The sequence below is a fragment of the Shewanella sp. S1-58-MNA-CIBAN-0166 genome (assembly GCF_040310085.1).
In the GTDB taxonomy this organism is placed as follows: Bacteria; Pseudomonadota; Gammaproteobacteria; order Enterobacterales; family Shewanellaceae; genus Shewanella.
Map to the genome: position 1 here is coordinate 1 of NZ_JBEOPN010000039.1, position 22,160 is coordinate 22,160.

Genomic DNA, 22,160 nt, shown 5'->3' on the forward strand with positions numbered 1-22,160 from the left:
ATCGCCGATGGTAGTTTGGGGTCTCCCCATGCGAGAGTAGGTCATTTCCAGGCGCCTAATTGACTCGAAAGAGTAGTAAAAAAGCCCGTTACTAACGTAACGGGCTTTTTTGCGTCTGCAATTTATAGTGTAGAGTTTGTTATTGGCCAAAACATAACAGCAGTTTGTTGAATATGCCCATGCGTCCCCTTCGGGGATAAAAGAGTAGGTCATTTCCAGACGCCTAATTGACTCGAAAGAATAGTGATAAGCCCGTTACTAACGTAACGGTTTTTTTTACGTCTATAATTTGTGGCCAAATTGGTCGAATCAGTCGAGCGAGGCTTGATAAAATAAGCTGGATTTTTACGTAAGCAATTAGCACTGTATCAGTTAATTTCGACTGATGTATCTCAGAGTATGTAGCGCCATTAATCGATACAACGTTTTAGATTGTGATCTTTTTTAGCGGTAATCATGCTAATTTGTTAGCTATTCCCTGCTACAATAACAATATATTTCTGAATACGATACCTTTCTATCTATGCCTATTTTGCTTACTTCATTAAACACATTTGGCCTTAATCAGTATTGCGACTCTTTAGTTGAAGTGACTAGCAAAGAGGAGTTAATAAAGATAAGTTTTGAGTTGTATCAACAACAGAAGAACATGCTTATTCTCGGAGGAGGCAGTAACGTCGTATTTACTGACAATTTTCAGGGAACTGTGATTAAAGTGAGTACCAAGGGCATTACGATTAATGAAGATGATGATTTTTATTATCTCACGGTTCAAGCCGGTGAAAATTGGCATCAATTAGTTAAATATTGCTTAACTAAACATATTTATGGTTTAGAAAATATGGCTCTGATCCCTGGAACTGTCGGAGCAGCGCCAATACAAAATATCGGTGCTTATGGTGTTGAGTTTAATCGTTATTGTCACAAGATTGAATTTTTACAACTCGATACTGGTAACTTGGTACATTATAATAACGAACAATGTCACTTTGGTTATCGTGAATCCATTTTTAAACAACAACTTAAAAACTTAGTTGTTATTACTGAGGTGACCCTAAAATTGCCTAAAAAGTGGGTGCCGGTGATAAGTTATGGACCTCTTCAACACTTAGACGCTATAGATGTATCGGCGCAACAAATATTTGATTGTGTTTGTATGGTTCGTCAATCTAAGCTGCCTGATCCTAAAATATTGGGTAATGTAGGAAGTTTCTTTAAGAACCCAGTTGTATCAATAGATGACTATGACTCACTTAAAAGTCGTTATGGATCATTAGTGGGTTATCGACAGGTTGATAACCATTACAAACTTGCTGCAGGTTGGCTAATTGAACATGCTGGCTTGAAGGGCGTTAATATCGGTGGTGCAGCAGTCCATCAAGATCAAGCTTTGGTTTTAGTTAACCTAGGTTATGCAACTGGCAATGAAGTATGCCAATTAGCGAAACACATTATTCAGATGGTTTTTGATAAATTTGCGGTTACATTACAACCTGAGCCTAGGATTATTGGCTCTGTTGGGGAGATTGAAATAAAATGAATGAGCATTGGTCACGTAAACGCCAAATTTTAGCGTGTTTACATCATGAACGTTTTGTTTCTGGTGAGGTAATTGCGCAATCTTTATCGCTTACTCGCGCGGCAATTAATCAGCATATAGATGCACTAAAAGATTATGGTATCGAAATTTATAGTGTGAAAGGAAGAGGCTACAAATTAGCAAATCCAGTGTCGTTGGTAAATGAGTCTCATCTTGTTAATGGAATTGATGGCCGTTGTTTTTATTTTGATGAAACGACCAGCACTAATGCTTTTATGCTTGGGCATGCCTCTGAATTAAAATCAGGGGATATTTGCATTGCTGAATATCAATCCGCTGGTCGAGGTCGAAGAGGGCGTCAGTGGTTGTCTCCTTATGCTCATCATATTTATGCTTCAATGTTTTGGCGTTTAAATAATGATATTAGTCATGCCAGTGGTTTAAGTTTAGTTGTTGGTTGTTCCATTGTTAAATCTCTAGCTGACTTTGGGGTTGAGGGGTTAGGGCTTAAATGGCCAAATGATATCTACCTTGATCATAAAAAATTGGCTGGAATTTTAGTTGAGGTTTGTAATTCATCTGCTAATAAAACAGAATTAGTCATTGGTTTTGGTATCAATATGAGCATGTCTGTAGAGCAGGGGGAGCTAATAGACCAGCCATGGAACGATCTGTCTAGTTTGGTGAATATGCCTGATAAAACTGAGCTATTAATTAAATTACATCAAACCCTTAAGGCTGATTTACAGCTGTTTGAGCAAAAAGGGTTGGGTGCATTCTTAGAACGTTGGAATGAATTTGATTTATTTATTGGCCGTGAAGTATCACTACTAATGGCACCTAATTCAGTTAACGGTACTTGTCGAGGTATTGATGAACAAGGGGCTTTGTTGCTTGAAAACGAACAAGGGCTTACACGTTATCTTGGCGGTGAAATTAGCCTTAGAGCAGTAATGTAGATGCCAGAAATGAGCCTAGGAATAGGCTCATATGTTTTTATTTTCTAAGTAAAACTCGGTCCATTAAATGGTTGGGACCTTTTTGCAAAATGAGGTGGGCCCGCTCTCGTGTTGGTTGAATGTTTAATGATAAATTTGGGCCATTAATGGTATCCCAAATATTAGCAGCAATCACATTCGCCTCATCATCGGTTAAAGATGAATAGTGATGAAAAAATGAGTTTGGATCACTAAATGCACCAGTTCTAAATTGCAAAAACCGCTGTTTATACCAATCTTTTAACAACGACTCATCAGCATCGACGTAAATTGAAAAATCAACAAAATCTGATACAAATGGCCTTCTTGTGTCTATTGGGGTATCTAAACCCGTTTGCAGCACATTTAGCCCTTCTAAAATTAAAATATCAGGCTGACGGATGGCTTGATGCTCGTCGTGACATCTATCGTATGTAACATGTGAATAAAGCGGTGCAAGAATCTCTTTCTGTCCCGCTTTAACTGCCGAAATGAATTCTACCAACATTTTCATGTCGTAACTTTCAGGAAAACCTTTGCGTTGGAGTAACCCTTTACGTTTTAGGTCTGCCAAGGGATATAAAAAACCATCTGTGGTGACTAAATCAACTTTAGGATGCTCAGGCCAACGTTGCAATAACGTTTGTAATATACGCGCTGTGGTACTCTTACCAACGGCGACACTTCCTGCGATACTAATGATATAAGGACCAGGGGAAGCTTTTTGCTCCAGAAACTTATCAAGAACAAGTCCACGCTGTTGTTTTGAGCCGACAAATAAATTCAGTAAACGGCTGAGAGGAAGGTAAATGTCAGTGACTTCGTCTAAAGACAGCTTTTCATTCATACCACGCAGGTTTTCTAATTCAGCCTGACTCAATGTGAGCGGCACTGATTTACGTAATTCAGCCCAATGCTCGCGCTGAAAAGCAAAGTAGAGTGCATCTTGTATTGAGTTAATTGGATTCATAACCATTCCTCTAGGTTGGTCAGGCACATTACACTATCGAATAAATGGCGACAATAGTTTGCTCCTCATTTGTCTTCATCGCCCATTACATTTGCTTATAAATCACACTTTCTAAGTGAAACGAGTGTAAAAAAACGTCATTTGAAACTTTTTTTTGGTTTTTTATCATTTTCCTATTGCACTCCGAGGCACATTTACCTAATATCCGAACCCGAAATGACACGCCGGCATAGCTCAGTTGGTAGAGCAACTGACTTGTAATCAGTAGGTCCCGAGTTCGACTCTTGGTGCCGGCACCATTTTTCTGGAGGGGTTCCCGAGTGGCCAAAGGGATCAGACTGTAAATCTGACGGCTCAGCCTTCGAAGGTTCGAATCCTTCTCCCTCCACCACTTTCTAGGTAGTTAGGTAGCCTAAAATAGGTTGCGCGGATGTCGTATAATGGTATTACTCCAGCCTTCCAAGCTGATAACGCGGGTTCGATTCCCGCCATCCGCTCCAAATTTGTTCGCTGATATGGCTCAGTTGGTAGAGCGCACCCTTAATGAGGGTGAGGTCGGCAGTACGAATCTGCCTATCAACATCCCATGTCATGAATAAACTTCCTAACCCTAAATAATCGATTCGATGTCATTTTTATGCATCGGATTTTTACTATATGTGTTTTCATCACCAAGATAATTGGACTGAGGCAATACCATGGCAAAAGCTAAATTTGAACGTAAAAAGCCCCATGTAAACGTGGGCACCATCGGTCACGTTGACCATGGTAAAACAACTTTAACAGCAGCAATCTCTGCCGTTTTGTCTAAAACTTATGGTGGTGAAGTTAAAAACTTCGCTCAAATCGATAACGCTCCAGAAGAGCGTGAGCGCGGTATTACAATTAATACTTCTCACATCGAATATGACACACCAATTCGTCACTACGCACACGTAGATTGTCCAGGTCACGCGGATTATGTTAAAAACATGATTACCGGTGCTGCACAGATGGACGGCGCAATCTTAGTAGTTGCTGCTACAGACGGCCCAATGCCACAGACACGTGAGCACATCTTGCTTTCACGTCAAGTAGGCGTACCTTTCATCATCGTATTCATGAACAAATGTGACATGGTAGATGACGAAGAATTACTAGAATTAGTAGAAATGGAAGTGCGTGAGCTTCTTTCAGAATACGACTTCCCAGGTGATGATTTACCAGTAATTCAAGGTTCAGCTCTTAAGGCACTAGAAGGCCAGCCAGAGTGGGAAGCAAAAATTCTTGAGCTTGCAGAAGCCCTAGATACTTATATTCCAGAACCAGCTCGTGACATCGATAAGCCATTCCTACTACCAATCGAAGATGTATTCTCGATTTCAGGTCGTGGTACAGTGGTAACAGGTCGTGTTGAACGTGGTATCGTTCGCGTATCAGACGAAGTTGAAATTGTTGGTGTTCGTCCAACAACTAAAACAACGTGTACTGGTGTAGAAATGTTCCGCAAGCTACTTGACGAAGGTCGTGCTGGCGAAAACTGTGGTGTGTTATTACGTGGTACTAAGCGTGATGACGTAGAACGTGGTCAAGTACTAGCTAAGCCTGGTTCAATTAACCCACACACAACTTTCGAATCAGAAGTTTACGTGTTGTCAAAAGAAGAAGGCGGACGTCATACTCCATTCTTCAAAGGCTACCGTCCACAATTCTTCTTCCGTACAACAGACGTAACAGGCACAATTGAGTTACCAGAAGGCGTAGAAATGGTTATGCCTGGTGATAACATCAAGATGGTCGTTACTCTGATTTACCCAATCGCGATGGACGACGGTTTACGTTTCGCTATCCGTGAAGGTGGCCGTACAGTTGGTGCAGGTGTTGTAGCTAAAATTATCGCGTAATAGCGAGTTTAGTGAACACTTAAAAAGGAAGCTTAGGCTTCCTTTTTTATTTTTAGGGTGAGGTTAGTAACAAAAATCGATTTTTGATTGATTTATTGCTCTTACTTTGCCTGTATTGTTGCGAATAAAGCTGAATAAGAATACAATCTATGGCCGATTTTTGACCCTGTGCTTATGCATTTTCTGGGAAAGTTCGGAAATGCGGATTTGGTAAATATGTTGTTTACCAAGCTAAGCCCAGGTCGTAGTGAGTAACGGAATTAACCGATGACAACAAATACTGAAAACCAGAGTAATTCTTTGGATATCGTTAAGTGGGGCATAGCTGCATTGCTAATTGCTACTGCTGTTATAGGCAATCAATTTTATGCAGACGCTAATGTTGTAGCTCGTGTTGCTGGGGTAATTATTGCCTTCGCTATTGCAGGCATCATTGCACTGCAGACAAGCAAGGGTAAGCAGGCACAATCTTTTGCTAGAGAAGCCCATATTGAAGTGCGTAAAGTCGTTTGGCCAACTCGCCAAGAGGCGCTAAACACTACCTTTATAGTACTTGCAGCTACTGCAGTAATGGCATTAATCCTTTGGGGATTAGATGCTATATTGTTACGAGTAGTCAATTTAATTACTGGCGTATAGGCATCTGAAAATGACTGAAGTTACAGAAGCGAAAAAAAGATGGTATGTGATCCAAGCCTTTTCGGGCTATGAAGGCCGTGTACTTAAAACACTGCTTGAACATATCAAAATGCACAATATGGAAGAATACTTCGGTGAGATTTTAGTTCCTACCGAAGAAGTTGTTGAAATGCGTGCAGGTCAACGTCGTAAGAGTGAGCGTAAGTTTTTCCCTGGTTATGTATTAGTCCAGATGGAAATGAACGACGATAGCTGGCACTTAGTCAAAAGTATTCCACGTGTAATGGGCTTTATTGGTGGTACATCAGATCGCCCTGCACCGATTTCTGACAAGGAAGCTGACGCTATTCTTCAACGTCTTCAAGACACTGTTGAATCACCAACTCATCGTATTATGTACGAGCCAGGTGAAGTTGTCCGTGTTTGTGACGGTCCATTTGCTGACTTTAACGGTACTATTGAAGAAGTCGATTATGAAAAGAACCGTATTAAAGTTTCGGTGATGATTTTCGGTCGTTCAACACCAGTAGAATTAGATTTTAATCAAGTTGAAAAAAGCTGATTAAAATAACTACAAAATAAACATTGTTTGCGGGTGCGTATTTTTATATAATTCGCACCCGTTGTTTTCAGGGGAGCGTATTGGCATGTCGCCAACATGCGTTTGAACCCAAATTGAGGAAATGTCGACATGGCAAAGAAAATTGAAGCTTATATTAAGCTACAAGTAGCAGCTGGCGCTGCAAACCCGTCTCCACCAGTTGGACCTGCTTTAGGTCAAAAAGGTGTGAACATCATGGAATTCTGTAAAGCATTCAACGCTCGTACTGAAAAGTTCGAAAAAGGTATGCCAATTCCTGTTGTTATCACTGTATATAATGACCGTTCTTTCACTTTTGAAACTAAGACTCCACCTGCATCTTTCTTACTGCTTAAAGCAGTTGGTCTGAAATCAGGTTCTGGCCGTCCTAATACTCAAAAAGTAGGTACTATCAAGCGTAGCGCAGTTCAGGAAATTGCTGAAACTAAAGCTGCTGATATGACTGGTGCTGATATTGAAGCGATGACTCGCTCAATTGAAGGTACTGCACGTTCAATGGGTTTGGTAGTAGAGGATTAATATAATGGCAAAGCTAACTAAGCGTGCTCGCGTTATCCGCGAAAAAGTTGATGCAACAAAATTGTATGACATCAACGAAGCCGTAGTACTTTTACAAGAATTAGCGACTGCTAAATTTGTTGAGAGTGTTGACGTAGCTGTTAATCTAGGTATCGATCCTCGTAAATCAGATCAAAACGTGCGTGGTGCTACTGTACTTCCACATGGTACTGGTCGTGATGTTCGTGTTGCTGTATTCACACAAGGTGCAAACGCTGAAGCTGCTATCGCTGCTGGCGCTGAACTAGTGGGTATGGAAGATTTAGCTGAAAAAGTTAAAGCTGGCGAAATGAACTTTGACGTTGTTATCGCATCTCCAGATGCAATGCGCGTTGTTGGTATGTTAGGTCAAATCTTAGGCCCACGTGGTTTAATGCCTAACCCTAAAACTGGTACAGTAACGCCAAACGTTGCTGAAGCAGTTAAGAATGCCAAAGCGGGTCAAGTTCGTTACAGAAACGACAAAAACGGTATTATTCATACAACTATCGGTAAAGTAACTTTTACAACTGAGCAGTTGAGAGAAAACTTAGAATCGTTAGTGTCAGCACTGAAAAAGGCTAAGCCTGCAGTTGCTAAAGGCATTTACGTGAAAAAGATTAGCATCTCTACCACTATGGGTGCAGGTGTTGCTATCGACCAGAGTTCTCTGGAAGAAGCGAAGTAATATACAAAGCGCGCGTATTAGTCTATAATGCGCGCACTTTGTGGGTTGAAGCCGCTTTTATGCATTAGTTTTTAAATTTTTGCATATTAGAGTCGGTTTCCGTCCAAGACCGCAGGTGTTAATCGTAAGATTAACTTAATTTCCAGCGTAGACGGTGTCAGGCCCCAGCTAAATTTTTTTACTGGAAAATCTGCACCGTAAGTAATTAAACACATAAGTGTTTAATTTGGTAAATACTAGGGAAAATTCCCTAGGTAGAATCCAGGAGTAAAGCCAATGGCATTAAGACTCGAAGACAAACAGGCAATTGTTGCTGAAGTCAACGAAGCTGCCAAAGGTGCACTTTCTGCAGTTGTTGCCGATTCACGTGGCGTAACTGTAGGTGCTATGACCGGTCTGCGTAAAGCTGCTCGCGAAAATGGTGTGTTTGTACGTGTAGTACGTAACACCCTTGCTCGTCGTGCAGTTCAAGGTACAGCTTTTGAGTGCCTAGCAGAAACGTTCACTGGCCCAACTTTAATAGCTTTCTCTAACGAGCATCCAGGTGCTGCAGCGCGTCTTTTAAAAGACTTCGCTAAGGGTCAAGCAAAATTTGAAGTTAAAGGTGCAGCTTTCGAAGGGATGTTTATCCCTGCAGCTGATATTGATCGTTTAGCGAAACTACCAACATACGAAGAAGCACTAGCTCAGTTGATGATGACTATGAAAGAAGCATCTGCTGGCAAGTTCGTTCGTACATTGGCCGCCCTTCGCGATCAAAAACAAGACGCCGCTTAATTTTAGGCTGGCAGCTTAATAAAATTGAATTCAGAACAATAGGAAATATTTCTAATGTCTATCACTAAAGACCAAATGTTAGAAGCTTTTGCAGCAATGTCTGTAATGGAAGTAGTTGAACTAATCGAAGCTATGGAAGAGAAATTCGGCGTTTCTGCTGCTGCTGCAGTAGTTTCAGGCGGCGGCGATGCTGTTGTTGCTGAAGAGCAAACAGAATTTGACGTAGTACTTACTTCATTCGGCGAAAACAAAGTAGCTGTTATTAAAGCTCTTCGTAGCGCTACAGGTTTAGGCCTGAAAGAAGCTAAGACTATGGCTGAATCTTCTCCAATCGCAGTTAAAGAAGCTGTGTCTAAAGAAGAAGCTGCAACTCTTAAAGCTGATCTAGAAGCCGCTGGTGCTTCTGTTGAAGTTAAGTAAGCTATAATTTAGCTTGCATCACCCAAGTGATTGGGTGAAGGCTGACGGTTTTTTAACCGTTGGCCTTTTTTGCGCTTTATGCGCAGGCGATTTTTTTCACCTTTTGTCGCCAGTTTTAACAGTCCCTAGCAGAGATTACTGGTTAGGTTCTTGTCAACAAGGGTGATAGGCAAACGTGCTGATTTAATTAATATTAATTTCAGTCTTGGTCACATCTCGTAAGCAGAGGAAACCCATGGTTTACTCCTATTCTGAAAAGAAGCGTATTCGCAAAGACTTTGGTAAGCGTCCAAAAGTTTTGGACATCCCTTATTTATTGTCTATCCAGTTAGACTCTTTTAAGAAGTTCACCGATCATGACCCTACGGGTGAGCGTGGCTTAGAAGCCGCATTCCGTAGCGTTTTTCCTATCAAGAGCTTTTCTGGCTATTCTGAGCTGCAATATGTCAGCTACAAGCTAGGTGAGCCAGTTTTTGATGTGAAAGAATGTCAGATCCGCGGTGTAACTTATTCGGCACCACTACGCGTTAAATTACGCATGGTGTTGTTTGACCGTGAAGCTGCTGCTGGCACTGTTAAAGACATTAAAGAGCAAGAAGTCTACATGGGTGATATTCCTATGATGACGAATAACGGTACTTTCGTTATTAACGGTACTGAGCGTGTAATCGTGTCTCAGTTACACCGTTCTCCAGGTGTGTTCTTTGATCATGACCGTGGTAAAACCCACTCTTCTGGTAAGGTGCTGTATAACGCACGTATTATTCCTTACCGTGGTTCATGGCTTGACTTTGAATTTGATCCTAAAGATGCTCTATTCGTTCGTATCGACCGTCGTCGTAAATTACCGGCAACGATCATTTTACGTGCGCTTGAATATTCTACTCAAGATATCCTCGATTTATTCTTCGAGCGTATTGAGTTTAAGATTAAAAAAGAATCATTAGTCATGGCACTTGTGCCTGACCGCCTACGTGGTGAAACTGCTGGCTATGACATTAAAGATGCTGAAGGCGCTTTATTGGTTGAAGCTGGTCGTCGCATTACTGCACGTCACATTAAGCAACTTGAAAAAACCAACACTACTGAACTAGAAGTGCCAGTAGATTATATTGTTGGTAAGTATGCTGCTCAAGACTACATCGATGAAGATACCGGTGAAGTGTTAGTGACTGCAAACAGCGAGATTACCTTAGAAGATTTAGCTAAGCTATCACTTGCTGGTATTAAGAATATTGATACATTATTTATCAATGATCTTGATCACGGTGCTTACATTGCTGACACATTACGAATTGATTCAACAACTAACCGCTTAGAAGCGCTAGTTGAAATCTATCGTATGATGCGTCCTGGTGAGCCACCAACCAAAGATGCAGCTGAAGGTTTATTTCAAAACCTATTCTTTAGTGAAGAACGTTATGACTTATCTAAAGTAGGTCGTATGAAGTTCAACCGTCGTCTTGAGATTGCTGAAGACGAAGGTAACGGTGTGTTGTCTAAAGAAGACATCGTATCTGTTATGAAGAAAATCATCGAAATCCGTAACGGTTATGATGAAGTCGACGATATTGACCACTTAGGTAACCGTCGTATTCGTAGCGTTGGTGAAATGGCTGAAAACCAGTTCCGTGTTGGTTTAGTCCGTGTTGAGCGTGCTGTTCGTGAACGTCTATCTTTAGGCGATTTAAACGAGCTTATGCCACAAGACTTAATTAACGCTAAGCCAATTTCTGCGGCAGTGAAAGAATTCTTTGGTTCTTCACAGTTGTCACAGTTTATGGATCAAAACAACCCGCTATCAGAAGTAACGCATAAGCGTCGTATTTCTGCGCTTGGCCCAGGTGGTTTGACTCGTGAGCGTGCTGGTTTCGAAGTTCGTGACGTACATCCAACTCACTACGGTCGTTTATGTCCAATTGAGACCCCTGAAGGTCCAAACATTGGTCTAATCAACTCGTTAGCAAGTTTTGCGCGTACTAACTCTTACGGCTTCTTAGAAACACCTTACCGCAAAGTGGTTGATGGTGTGATTACTGATGATGTTGAATACTTATCAGCAATCGAAGAAGGTCGTTACGTTATTGCTCAGGCTAACATCGAAGTTGATGCTGATGGCCGTATGGCAGAAGAACAAATTGCTTGTCGTCACAAAGGTGAATCTACCTTTATGCGTGCAGCTGATGTTCAGTATATGGACGTATCTCCACAACAGATTATTTCTGTTGCAGCATCATTAATTCCGTTCTTAGAACACGATGATGCTAACCGCGCATTGATGGGTGCAAACATGCAACGTCAAGCAGTACCAACTTTACGTGCTGATAAGCCGTTAGTCGGAACGGGTATTGAACGTACTCTTGCTGTTGACTCTGGTGTGGTTGTAGCTGCTAAACGTGGCGGTGTGGTTGATTATGTTGATGCTAGCCGTATCGTAGTTAAAGTAAATGAAGATGAGCTACACGCAGGTGAAGCCGGTATCGACATTTATAACCTAACTAAATATACCCGTTCAAACCAAAACACTTGTATTAACCAACGTCCTTGTTGTTCTGTTGGTGAGCCAGTGGTTCGTGGTGACGTATTGGCAGATGGTCCATCTACCGATTTAGGTGATTTGGCTCTTGGTCAGAACATGCGTATCGCGTTCATGCCTTGGAACGGTTATAACTTCGAAGATTCGATCTTAATTTCTGAGCGCGTAGCGCAAGAAGATCGTTTCACTACTATCCATATCCAAGAGCTTTCTTGTATTGCTCGTGATACTAAATTGGGTAGCGAAGAAATCACTGCTGATATTCCAAACGTAGGTGAGTCTGCTTTATCAAAACTAGATGAATCAGGTATCGTTTATATTGGTGCAGAAGTGAAGGGTGGCGACATTCTAGTGGGTAAAGTGACACCTAAGGGTGAAACACAGTTAACCCCTGAAGAGAAACTACTCCGAGCTATTTTTGGTGAAAAAGCTTCTGACGTTAAGGACAGCTCATTACGTGTTCCTAACTCAGTTAAAGGCACCATCATCGACGTACAGGTATTTACCCGTGACGGCGTTGAGAAAGACAAACGTGCGCTTGAAATTGAAGACATGCATGTTCGCCAAGCTCGTAAAGACTTAGGCGAAGAGTTCAAGATCCTTGAAGAAGGCGTATTGGGCCGTGCACGTAACTTGTTACTGTCTGTGGGTTATTCTGAAGCTAAGTTAGCTGAGATACCACGTAAAGACGTATTGATTCAAGTTATCGACGATGAAACCAAACAAACTGAATTAGAGCAGTTAGCTGAACAGCACGAAGAGCTAAAAGCTGACTTTGATAAGACATTTGAAATCAAGCGTCGTAAGATCACCCAAGGTGATGACTTGGCTCCTGGTGTATTGAAGATTGTTAAGGTTTACCTTGCAGTTAAACGTACTATCCAGCCTGGTGACAAGATGGCAGGTCGTCATGGTAACAAAGGTGTTATCTCGAAGATTTGTCCTGTTGAAGACATGCCATACGATGAAGAAGGTAACCCTGTAGACATCGTACTTAACCCATTGGGCGTACCATCGCGTATGAACATTGGTCAGGTACTTGAAGTCCATATGGGCGCAGCAGCTAAGGGTATCGGTAATAAGATTACTGCTATGCTTGAAGAGCAGCGTGAAATTGCCGAACTTCGTGGTTACATCAAGCAAGTGTACGAATTAGGTGATGACGTGCTTCAGCGCGTTGATATCGATTCGTTTACTGATGATGAAGTTGTGCGCTTGGCTACCAACCTTAAAGGTGGTATTCCAATTGCTACACCAGCATTCGACGGTGCTAAAGAGAAAGAGATCAAGCAAATGCTTGCTCTTGCAGGCTTACCTGAGTCTGGTCAGTTGACATTATGTGACGGCCGTACCGGTAACGAATTTGAGCGTAAAGTAACCGTTGGTTACATGTATATGCTTAAATTGAACCACTTAGTTGATGACAAGATGCATGCTCGTTCTACGGGTTCATACAGCTTAGTGACTCAACAACCATTGGGCGGTAAAGCTCAATTCGGTGGTCAGCGTTTCGGTGAGATGGAAGTGTGGGCACTTGAAGCATATGGTGCTGCTTATACTCTACAAGAAATGCTAACAGTTAAGTCAGATGACGTTAACGGTCGTACTCAGATGTATAAAAACATCGTCGACGGTAACCATCAGATGCAACCAGGCATGCCTGAGTCTTTCAACGTATTGTTGAAGGAAATTCGTTCACTTGGTATTAATATCGAGTTGGACCAAGAGTAAGCATCGCACTTAAGCAATGTTTGGTAACCAAGGGTGCTTTGCAGCAGCAAAGCACCTGGTTTAACTCCTTCAGGAGAGAAACGTGAAAGACTTATTAAAGTTTCTTAAACAGCAAAGTAAGACTGAAGAATTTAACGGTATAAAAATTGGTTTGGCCTCGCCAGACCTAATCCGTTCTTGGTCTTTTGGTGAAGTAAAGAAGCCAGAAACCATTAACTACCGTACATTCAAGCCTGAACGTGAAGGTTTGTTCTGTGCGCGTATCTTTGGTCCAGTTAAAGATTACGAATGTTTGTGTGGTAAATACAAGCGTTTGAAGCATCGTGGTGTTATTTGTGAAAAGTGTGGCGTAGAAGTTACCCAGACTAAAGTGCGTCGTGAGCGCATGGGTCACATTGATCTGGCTAGCCCAGTTGCCCACATTTGGTTCTTAAAATCACTTCCGTCACGTATCGGCTTAATGCTAGATATGACGTTACGTGATATTGAACGCGTACTGTATTTCGAATCATTTGTTGTGATCGAGCCTGGCATGACCACGCTTGAACGCGGCCAAATGCTAACCGAAGAAACGTATCTTGATGCGTTAGAAGAATACGGTGACGAGTTTGAAGCTAAGATGGGTGCTGAAGCAGTTCTTGAATTGCTACGTGCTATCAACTTAGCTGAACAGATCGAGCAAATGCGTGAAGAGTTGCCTTCAATTAACTCTGAAACCCGTCGCAAGAAGGTCACTAAGCGCCTTAAGCTGATGGAAGCATTCTTCACATCTGGCAACAAGCCAGAGTGGATGATCTTAAAAGTATTACCGGTTCTTCCACCTGATCTACGTCCATTAGTGCCGTTAGATGGTGGTCGTTTCGCGACATCTGATCTTAACGATCTTTATCGTCGTGTGATTAACCGTAACAACCGCTTAAAGCGTCTGTTAGATTTAGCTGCGCCTGACATTATCGTACGTAACGAAAAACGTATGTTACAAGAATCAGTTGATGCGCTATTAGACAACGGTCGTCGCGGTCGTGCTATTACCGGTTCTAACAAGCGTCCGCTTAAATCTCTTGCTGATATGATCAAGGGTAAGCAAGGTCGTTTCCGTCAGAACTTACTTGGTAAGCGTGTTGACTATTCAGGCCGTTCGGTAATTACCGTAGGTCCTACTTTACGTCTGCATCAGTGTGGTCTTCCTAAGAAGATGGCGCTTGAGCTATTCAAACCATTCATTTACGGTAAATTAGAAGCGCGTGGTTTAGCGACTACTATTAAAGCTGCTAAGAAAATGGTTGAACGCGAACAGGCTGAAGTATGGGATGTGTTAGACGAAGTAATTCGTGAACATCCAGTAATGCTTAACCGTGCACCAACACTTCACAGACTGGGTATTCAAGCATTTGAACCTGTACTGATTGAAGGTAAAGCAATTCAATTGCATCCGTTAGTTTGTGCGGCATACAACGCCGACTTCGACGGTGACCAAATGGCGGTTCACGTACCATTAACGCTTGAAGCTCAGTTAGAAGCTCGTGCGCTAATGATGTCTACCAACAACATTTTGTCACCAGCTAACGGTGAGCCAGTAATTACTCCGTCTCAGGACGTTGTATTAGGCTTGTACTACACCAGCCGTGAATGTATTAACGGTCGCGGTGAAGGTATGGCATTCGCTGATGTGTCAGAAGTAGAAAAAGCTTACGCTACTGGTGTTGCTGAACTACATGCTCGCGTTAAAGTGCGTATTACTGAAACGAACATCGCAGAAGATGGCGAAAGAACGAAAGCAACTCGTATCATTGATACGACTGTGGGTCGTGCTCTTTTATCATTAATTTTGCCTGAAGGCTTATCGTATGATTTGGTTAACCAAAACATGGGTAAGAAACAGATCTCTAAGCTGTTGAACACTTGTTATCGTCAACTAGGTCTTAAAGATACCGTTATCTTTGCTGACCAATTGATGTATACAGGTTTCCGTTTTGCAACCATTTCTGGTGCCTCTGTTGGTATCGATGACATGGTTATTCCAGACGAGAAATACACCTTAGTAGCAGACGCTGAAGCTGAAGTACTTGAAATTCAAGAGCAGTTCCAGTCAGGTCTTGTTACTGCCGGTGAGCGTTACAACAAAGTCATCGATATCTGGGCAAGCGCGAACGAAAAAGTTTCAAAAGCGATGATGGAAAACCTGTCAACTGAGACAGTGATTAACCGTGATGGCGTACCTGAGCAACAAGCTTCGTTTAACAGCATCTATATGATGGCTGACTCGGGCGCTCGTGGTAGTGCTGCACAGATCCGTCAGTTAGCGGGTATGCGTGGTTTGATGGCTAAGCCAGATGGCTCAATCATCGAAACCCCAATTACGGCTAACTTCCGTGAAGGTCTAAACGTACTTCAGTACTTTATTTCTACTCACGGTGCGCGTAAAGGTCTTGCCGATACAGCATTGAAGACAGCTAACTCGGGTTACTTAACCCGTCGTTTAGTAGACGTTGCACAAGACTTAGTGGTTATCGAAGATGACTGTGGTGTTGAGCATGGTCTTACAATGAAACCGCTTATTGAAGGTGGTGATGTTGTTGAGCCATTGCGTGAACGTGTTCTAGGTCGTGTGGTTGCTCTTGACGTAATGAAGCCTGGTACTGATGAAGTGCTTGCTCCACGCAACACACTTCTTGATGAAGCATGGTGTAATACGTTAGAAGAACACAGTATTGATGAAGTGATTGTACGTTCTGTAATTACCTGTGACACAGACTTCGGTGTGTGTGCAGCGTGTTATGGTCGTGACTTGGCGCGTGGTCATATTATTAACCACGGTGAAGCTATTGGTGTTGTTGCAGCACAGTCTATCGGTGAGCCTGGAACACAGTTAACCATGCGTACCTTCCACATTGGTGGTGCGGCATCTCGAGCTTCTGCAGAAAACAACGTTCAAGTTAAGAACGCCGGTTCTCTGAAGTTACACAATGCTAAGCATGTTTCTAACATCGACGGTAAGCTCGTTATCGTATCGCGTTCTTCTGAGTTAGCCATCATCGATGAGCTAGGTCGTGAGAAAGAGCGTTATAAAGTGCCTTACGGTACAGTGTTAGAGAAATTGGAAGAGAGTGAAGTTGCAGCTGGCGAAATCATCGCTAACTGGGATCCACATACTCACCCAATTATTTCTGAAGTTGCTGGTAGTGTGAAGTTCGTTGACATGATTGACGGTGTCACTATGACGCGTCAAACAGATGAGTTAACGGGTCTATCTTCTGTCGTTGTGCTCGATGTCGGTGCGCGTACTTCAGCCGGTAAAGAATTGCGTCCAGCAATTCGCTTAGTTGATGCCGATGGTAATGACTTAATGATCCCTGGTACTGAAGTACCAGCTCAATACTTCTTACCGGGTAACGCGATTGTATCGAAAGATGATAACGCAAAAATCAACGTTGGTGACCCATTAGCACGTATTCCACAAGAATCGTCTAAAACTCGCGACATCACCGGTGGTCTACCACGTGTTGCTGACTTATTCGAAGCGCGTAAACCAAAAGAGCCTGCAATTCTTGCAGAAATCTCTGGTACTATCTCGTTCGGTAAGGAAACTAAGGGTAAACGTCGTCTAGTGATCACTCCTGCAGATGGTAGTGAACATTATGAAGAGATGATCCCTAAGTGGCGTAACTTGAACGTGTTCGAAGGTGAAAAAGTCGAACGTGGTGAAGTTATTGCAGACGGTCCAGAAGCGGCTCATGACATCTTGCGTCTTCGTGGTATCCACAACGTAGCAAACTACATTGTGAACGAAGTACAGGACGTTTACCGTCTTCAGGGCGTTAAGATCAACGATAAGCACATCGAAGTTATCATTCGTCAAATGTTACGTAAGTGTCTAATCACTTCAACAGGCGACACTGAGTTCTTAGAAGGTGAGCAAGCAGAAGTATCACGCGTGAAGATTGCTAACCGTGAGCTAATCGCTCAAGGTAAAACACCTGCAACGTTTGAACGTGAATTACTCGGTATTACCAAAGCTTCTTTGGCAACTGAATCATTCATCTCTGCTGCATCGTTCCAGGAAACCACTCGTGTGTTAACTGAAGCGGCCGTTGGCGGTAAGAGCGATCCATTACGTGGTTTGAAAGAAAACGTAATCGTAGGTCGTTTGATCCCAGCAGGTACAGGTTATGCTTATCACAAAACCCGTAACGAAGAACGTGCTAAAGTATTAAGCTCTCGTGGCAAAGTGGAAACTACTACAGTAACCGCAAGCGAAGCTGAAAAGAACCTAGCAGATCTACTAAATCTGGCCGGTAGCCAAGATTAAGTTAGTATTTTGTTAAAAAAAGGCGCCAATGGCGCCTTTTTTATTGGAATTTGCACGAAAAGTTGTCTATTTCTTGACAGGCAGCCATTACCTTTCTAAAATTCCGCGTCCCACCATTGTGGGATATAGATTTTTCACACCTAATTGTTGAGCTTAAATCAACTTTCGGAGCTATACATGGCAACTGTTAACCAGTTGGTACGTAAGCCACGCTCGCCAAAAGTCGAAAAGACTAATGTGCCTGCGTTGAATGCGTGTCCACAAAAACGTGGTGTTTGTACTCGTGTGTACACTACAACACCTAAAAAACCTAACTCTGCACTACGTAAAGTAGCTCGTGTGCGTCTAACTAACGGTTTCGAAGTAACTTCGTATATCGGTGGTGAAGGCCATAACTTGCAAGAGCACAGTGTAATCCTAATCCGTGGTGGTCGTGTTAAAGACTTACCTGGTGTGCGTTACCACACTGTTCGTGGCGCATTAGACTGTGCTGGCGTGACTTCACGTCGCCAAGGCCGTTCTAAGTACGGTGCTAAGCGTCCTAAGTCTTAACGTATCCCGTTTAAGTAAGGCCAAGCTAGTATTTATTTGACATTCCAGTTTTGGAAATACCTGAAGCATACGGAGAATTAATATGCCAAGACGTCGCGTTGTAGGACAACGTAAAATCCTACCAGATCCAAAGTTTCACAGTGAGTTGTTGGCTAAGTTCATCAACGTCATTATGCAGGACGGCAAAAAGTCGACTGCAGAAAAAATTATCTACAAGGCACTAGATGTTGTCGCTGAAAAGAAAAGCGAAAATCATTTAAGTATCCTTGAAGCAGCCCTTGATAACGTTCGCCCATCAGTCGAAGTTAAATCTCGTCGTGTTGGTGGTTCTACTTATCAAGTACCATGTGAAGTTCGTCCAGTGCGTCGTAACGCACTAGCGATGCGCTGGTTAGTTGAAGCTGCTCGCAAGCGTGGTGAAAAATCTATGGCTCTACGTCTAGCAGGTGAAATGCTAGATGCGTCTGAAAACAAAGGTACTGCGGTTAAGAAGCGTGAAGACGTGCATCGCATGGCTGAAGCTAACAAAGCCTTTGCCCATTACCGTTGGTAATATGATGGAGCGGACTTCGGTCCGCTCCATATTGTTGATATTGCTAAAGCCAAAAGCTTTAGTTGAGAGGGTATAAATAGTGGCTCGTACAACCCCAATTGAGCGTTATCGTAATATCGGTATTGTAGCTCATGTGGATGCAGGTAAAACTACCACAACAGAACGTGTTCTGTTCTATACCGGTATGTCTCATAAAATCGGTGAGGTGCATGACGGCGCCGCCACGACAGATTGGATGGTACAAGAGCAAGAGCGTGGTATTACTATCACCTCAGCTGCTGTAACCACATTTTGGCGCGGAATGGAGGCTCAATTCGCTGAACACCGAATTAATATCATCGATACCCCAGGTCACGTAGACTTCACTATTGAAGTCGAGCGTTCATTACGCGTACTCGATGGCGCTGTAGTAGTATTTTGCGGCTCGTCAGGCGTTGAACCACAATCTGAAACAGTATGGCGTCAAGCTGACAAATACCACGTTCCGCGTTTGGTGTTTGTTAATAAGATGGACCGTGCAGGTGCAGATTTTGACCGTGTAATAAATCAAATTCGTAACCGCCTTGGCGCGACTTGTGTGCCGATTCAATTGAACATTGGTACAGAAGAAAACTTCAAGGGTGTTATTGATTTAATTAAGATGAAAGCCATTAACTGGTCTGAAACAGATCAGGGTATGACCTTCACTTATGAAGACATTCCTGCAAATCTAGCGGCAAAAGCTGCAGAAATGCATGAGTATCTCGTGGAAGCAGCAGCTGAAGCCTCAGATGAACTGATGAACAAATACCTTGAAGAAGGTGAGTTGTCAGAAGTCGAGATCAAAACAGCGTTGCGTCAGCGCACAATTAACAATGAGATCGTGTTAGCCACTTGCGGTTCTGCATTTAAGAACAAAGGTGTGCAAGCGGTACTCGATGCGGTAGTTGACTTCTTACCCGCGCCTATTGATGTTCCTGCAATTACAGGTATCGATGAAAGCGAAAATGAAGTAAAACGCCCACCAGATGACAATGCCCCTTTTGCGGCTTTAGCATTTAAAATTGCGACTGATCCATTTGTTGGTACACTGACCTTTATCCGCGTGTATTCAGGTGTACTTGAATCAGGTGCTGGTGTTTATAATTCTGTTAAACAGAAACGTGAACGAGTAGGTCGAATTGTGCAAATGCACGCAAATGACCGAACAGAACTGAAAGAAGTACGTGCTGGCGATATTGCAGCTGCTATCGGTCTTAAAGATGTAACAACCGGTGATACTCTTTGCGATAATAATCACAGAGTGATTCTTGAGCGCATGGATTTCCCTGAACCCGTAATTACCATAGCCGTTGAGCCACGTTCAAAAGCAGACCAAGATAAAATGGGAATTGCGCTGCAAAAATTAGCAGCAGAAGATCCATCATTCAAAGTTGAGACTGATGAAGAGTCGGCACAAACACTAATATCTGGTATGGGCGAATTGCATCTAGACATTATCGTTGACCGTATGCGTCGCGAATTTGGTGTAGAGTGTAACGTAGGTAAACCTCAGGTTGCTTACCGTGAAACAATTCGTTCTAAAGTAGAAGTGGAAGGTAAATTCGTACGTCAATCTGGCGGACGTGGCCAATTTGGTCATGTTTGGTTAAGAATTGAACCACTCGAAGAGGGTGCGGGCTACGAATTTGTTAACGAGATTGTAGGTGGTGTAGTTCCTCGTGAATTCATTCCTGCCGTTGACAAAGGTATTCAAGAACAGATGAAGAATGGCGTATTAGCCGGCTATCCTGTACTTGATGTGAGAGTCAGTTTGTTTGATGGTTCATATCATGATGTGGACTCGAACGAAATGGCGTTCAAAATTGCAGGTTCTATGGGCTTCAAAAAGGGTGCGCTAGAAGCGACCCCTGTGTTGCTCGAACCTTGTATGAAAGTAGAAGTAACTACACCTGAAGATTATATGGGCGATGTTGTGGGTGATTTAAACCGCCGTCGTGGCATAATTGAAGGTATGGACGATGGCATCGCAGGTGTTAAACTTGTCCATGCAGTAGTGCCTCTATCTGAAATGTTTGGTTATGCGACTGATTTGCGCTCTGCATCTCAGGGTCGTGCCTCATACTCTATGGAGTTTTTGAAGTACGCAGATGCACCGCAAAACATTGCAAAAGCGATTATAGAATCTCGTAACTAATATTGGTTACGGCATCAATGTTATATTGCTCGAATTAATCGAGCACTTCTGAAAAGAAAGGAATATATCGTGGCAAAAGCTAAATTTGAACGTATTAAGCCTCACGTAAACGTGGGCACCATTGGTCACGTTGACCATGGTAAAACAACTTTAACAGCAGCAATCTCTGCCGTTTTGTCTAAAACTTATGGTGGTGAAGTTAAAAACTTCGCTCAAATCGATAACGCTCCAGAAGAGCGTGAGCGCGGTATTACAATTAATACTTCTCACATCGAATATGACACACCAATTCGTCACTACGCACACGTAGATTGTCCAGGTCACGCGGATTATGTTAAAAACATGATTACCGGTGCTGCACAGATGGACGGCGCAATCTTAGTAGTTGCTGCTACAGACGGCCCAATGCCACAGACACGTGAGCACATCTTGCTTTCACGTCAAGTAGGCGTACCTTTCATCATCGTATTCATGAACAAATGTGACATGGTAGATGACGAAGAATTACTAGAATTAGTAGAAATGGAAGTGCGTGAGCTTCTTTCAGAATACGACTTCCCAGGTGATGATTTACCAGTAATTCAAGGTTCAGCTCTTAAGGCACTAGAAGGCCAGCCAGAGTGGGAAGCAAAAATTCTTGAGCTTGCAGAAGCCCTAGATACTTATATTCCAGAACCAGCTCGTGACATCGATAAGCCATTCCTACTACCAATCGAAGATGTATTCTCGATTTCAGGTCGTGGTACAGTGGTAACAGGTCGTGTTGAACGTGGTATCGTTCGCGTATCAGACGAAGTTGAAATTGTTGGTGTTCGTCCAACAACTAAAACAACGTGTACTGGTGTAGAAATGTTCCGCAAGCTACTTGACGAAGGTCGTGCTGGCGAAAACTGTGGTGTGTTATTACGTGGTACTAAGCGTGATGACGTAGAACGTGGTCAAGTACTAGCTAAGCCTGGTTCAATTAACCCACACACAACTTTCGAATCAGAAGTTTACGTGTTGTCAAAAGAAGAAGGCGGACGTCATACTCCATTCTTCAAAGGCTACCGTCCACAATTCTTCTTCCGTACAACAGACGTAACAGGCACAATTGAGTTACCAGAAGGCGTAGAAATGGTTATGCCTGGTGATAACATCAAGATGGTCGTTACTCTGATTTACCCAATCGCGATGGACGACGGTTTACGTTTCGCTATCCGTGAAGGTGGCCGTACAGTTGGTGCAGGTGTTGTAGCTAAAATTATCGCGTAATAGCGAGTTTAGTGAAC

At 42.7% G+C, this 22,160-nt stretch carries 16 protein-coding genes and 4 tRNA genes; 19 read left to right on the top strand and 1 reads right to left on the bottom strand.

Going from position 1 to position 22,160, the window contains the following annotated elements; translation table 11 throughout:
* Positions 1-523 precede the first annotated feature (523 nt).
* Both murB and birA read left to right on the top strand, forming a co-directional pair.
* Entirely contained in the window at positions 524-1,540 is a 1,017-nt protein-coding gene (gene murB / locus AAEY99_RS18575) for a UDP-N-acetylmuramate dehydrogenase (RefSeq protein WP_351011556.1), read from the top strand.
* Positions 1,537-2,499, top strand: coding sequence for a bifunctional biotin--[acetyl-CoA-carboxylase] ligase/biotin operon repressor BirA (birA, locus tag AAEY99_RS18580; RefSeq protein WP_182745435.1), 963 nt, complete (start codon positions 1,537-1,539; stop codon positions 2,497-2,499). The genes murB and birA overlap by 4 nt, the downstream gene beginning before the upstream one ends.
* A gap of 37 nt (positions 2,500-2,536) precedes the next feature.
* On the opposite strand, the gene coaA is transcribed toward birA, so the two are convergent.
* Complete coding sequence (gene coaA / locus AAEY99_RS18585) at positions 2,537-3,487, bottom strand: type I pantothenate kinase (protein WP_101084798.1); 951 nt, start codon at positions 3,485-3,487, stop codon at positions 2,537-2,539.
* Between the two features lie 223 nt (positions 3,488-3,710).
* Between coaA and AAEY99_RS18590 the strand changes: the two genes are divergently transcribed.
* The 17 genes from AAEY99_RS18590 (at position 3,711) to tuf (AAEY99_RS18670) (ending at position 22,143) form a co-directional block, all read left to right on the top strand.
* Positions 3,711-3,786: transfer RNA gene (locus AAEY99_RS18590), tRNA-Thr, on the top strand.
* Positions 3,787-3,793: 7 nt separating this feature from the next.
* A tRNA-Tyr gene (locus tag AAEY99_RS18595) sits at positions 3,794-3,878 on the top strand.
* A 35-nt stretch (positions 3,879-3,913) separates the two neighbouring features.
* Positions 3,914-3,987 (top strand) — tRNA-Gly (locus tag AAEY99_RS18600).
* 9 nt (positions 3,988-3,996) lie between these two features.
* Positions 3,997-4,069: transfer RNA gene (locus AAEY99_RS18605), tRNA-Ile, on the top strand.
* Positions 4,070-4,185: 116 nt separating this feature from the next.
* Positions 4,186-5,370 carry an elongation factor Tu gene (gene tuf / locus AAEY99_RS18610; RefSeq protein WP_101084799.1) on the top strand — a complete coding sequence of 395 codons (1,185 nt, stop codon included), beginning with the start codon at positions 4,186-4,188 and terminating at the stop codon, positions 5,368-5,370.
* Between the two features lie 267 nt (positions 5,371-5,637).
* Entirely contained in the window at positions 5,638-6,009 is a 372-nt protein-coding gene (secE, locus tag AAEY99_RS18615; protein ID WP_011635627.1) for a preprotein translocase subunit SecE, read from the top strand.
* Positions 6,010-6,019: 10 nt separating this feature from the next.
* Entirely contained in the window at positions 6,020-6,571 is a 552-nt protein-coding gene (gene nusG, locus AAEY99_RS18620) for a transcription termination/antitermination protein NusG (RefSeq protein WP_011635628.1), read from the top strand.
* A gap of 129 nt (positions 6,572-6,700) precedes the next feature.
* Positions 6,701-7,129 (top strand): 50S ribosomal protein L11, encoded by a 429-nt coding sequence (gene rplK / locus AAEY99_RS18625; protein ID WP_011635629.1) that lies wholly within the window; start codon positions 6,701-6,703, stop codon positions 7,127-7,129.
* 4 nt (positions 7,130-7,133) lie between these two features.
* Positions 7,134-7,835 carry a 50S ribosomal protein L1 gene (rplA, locus tag AAEY99_RS18630; protein WP_059746618.1) on the top strand — a complete coding sequence of 234 codons (702 nt, stop codon included), beginning with the start codon at positions 7,134-7,136 and terminating at the stop codon, positions 7,833-7,835.
* A 276-nt stretch (positions 7,836-8,111) separates the two neighbouring features.
* Positions 8,112-8,612, top strand: a complete 501-nt coding sequence (gene rplJ / locus AAEY99_RS18635; RefSeq protein WP_011635631.1) for a 50S ribosomal protein L10 — start codon at positions 8,112-8,114, stop codon at positions 8,610-8,612.
* A gap of 54 nt (positions 8,613-8,666) precedes the next feature.
* Complete coding sequence (gene rplL / locus AAEY99_RS18640) at positions 8,667-9,032, top strand: 50S ribosomal protein L7/L12 (protein WP_101084800.1); 366 nt, start codon at positions 8,667-8,669, stop codon at positions 9,030-9,032.
* Between the two features lie 235 nt (positions 9,033-9,267).
* Positions 9,268-13,299 (top strand): DNA-directed RNA polymerase subunit beta, encoded by a 4,032-nt coding sequence (gene rpoB, locus AAEY99_RS18645; RefSeq protein ID WP_101084801.1) that lies wholly within the window; start codon positions 9,268-9,270, stop codon positions 13,297-13,299.
* An 82-nt stretch (positions 13,300-13,381) separates the two neighbouring features.
* Positions 13,382-17,608, top strand: a complete 4,227-nt coding sequence (rpoC, locus tag AAEY99_RS18650) for a DNA-directed RNA polymerase subunit beta' (protein ID WP_101084802.1) — start codon at positions 13,382-13,384, stop codon at positions 17,606-17,608.
* Positions 17,609-17,785: 177 nt separating this feature from the next.
* Positions 17,786-18,160, top strand: a complete 375-nt coding sequence (gene rpsL, locus AAEY99_RS18655) for a 30S ribosomal protein S12 (RefSeq protein WP_059746616.1) — start codon at positions 17,786-17,788, stop codon at positions 18,158-18,160.
* 82 nt (positions 18,161-18,242) lie between these two features.
* Positions 18,243-18,713: a 30S ribosomal protein S7 gene (gene rpsG / locus AAEY99_RS18660; protein ID WP_011635636.1), complete on the top strand. Its 471-nt coding sequence runs from the start codon at positions 18,243-18,245 to the stop codon at positions 18,711-18,713.
* Between the two features lie 79 nt (positions 18,714-18,792).
* The gene (fusA, locus tag AAEY99_RS18665) at positions 18,793-20,889 is read left to right on the top strand and encodes an elongation factor G (RefSeq protein ID WP_101084803.1); all 2,097 of its coding nucleotides are present in this window, start codon (positions 18,793-18,795) and stop codon (positions 20,887-20,889) included.
* A gap of 69 nt (positions 20,890-20,958) precedes the next feature.
* On the top strand, positions 20,959-22,143 hold the full coding sequence (gene tuf / locus AAEY99_RS18670) for an elongation factor Tu (RefSeq protein WP_011635638.1): 1,185 nt from the start codon (positions 20,959-20,961) through the stop codon (positions 22,141-22,143).
* Positions 22,144-22,160 lie beyond the last annotated feature (17 nt).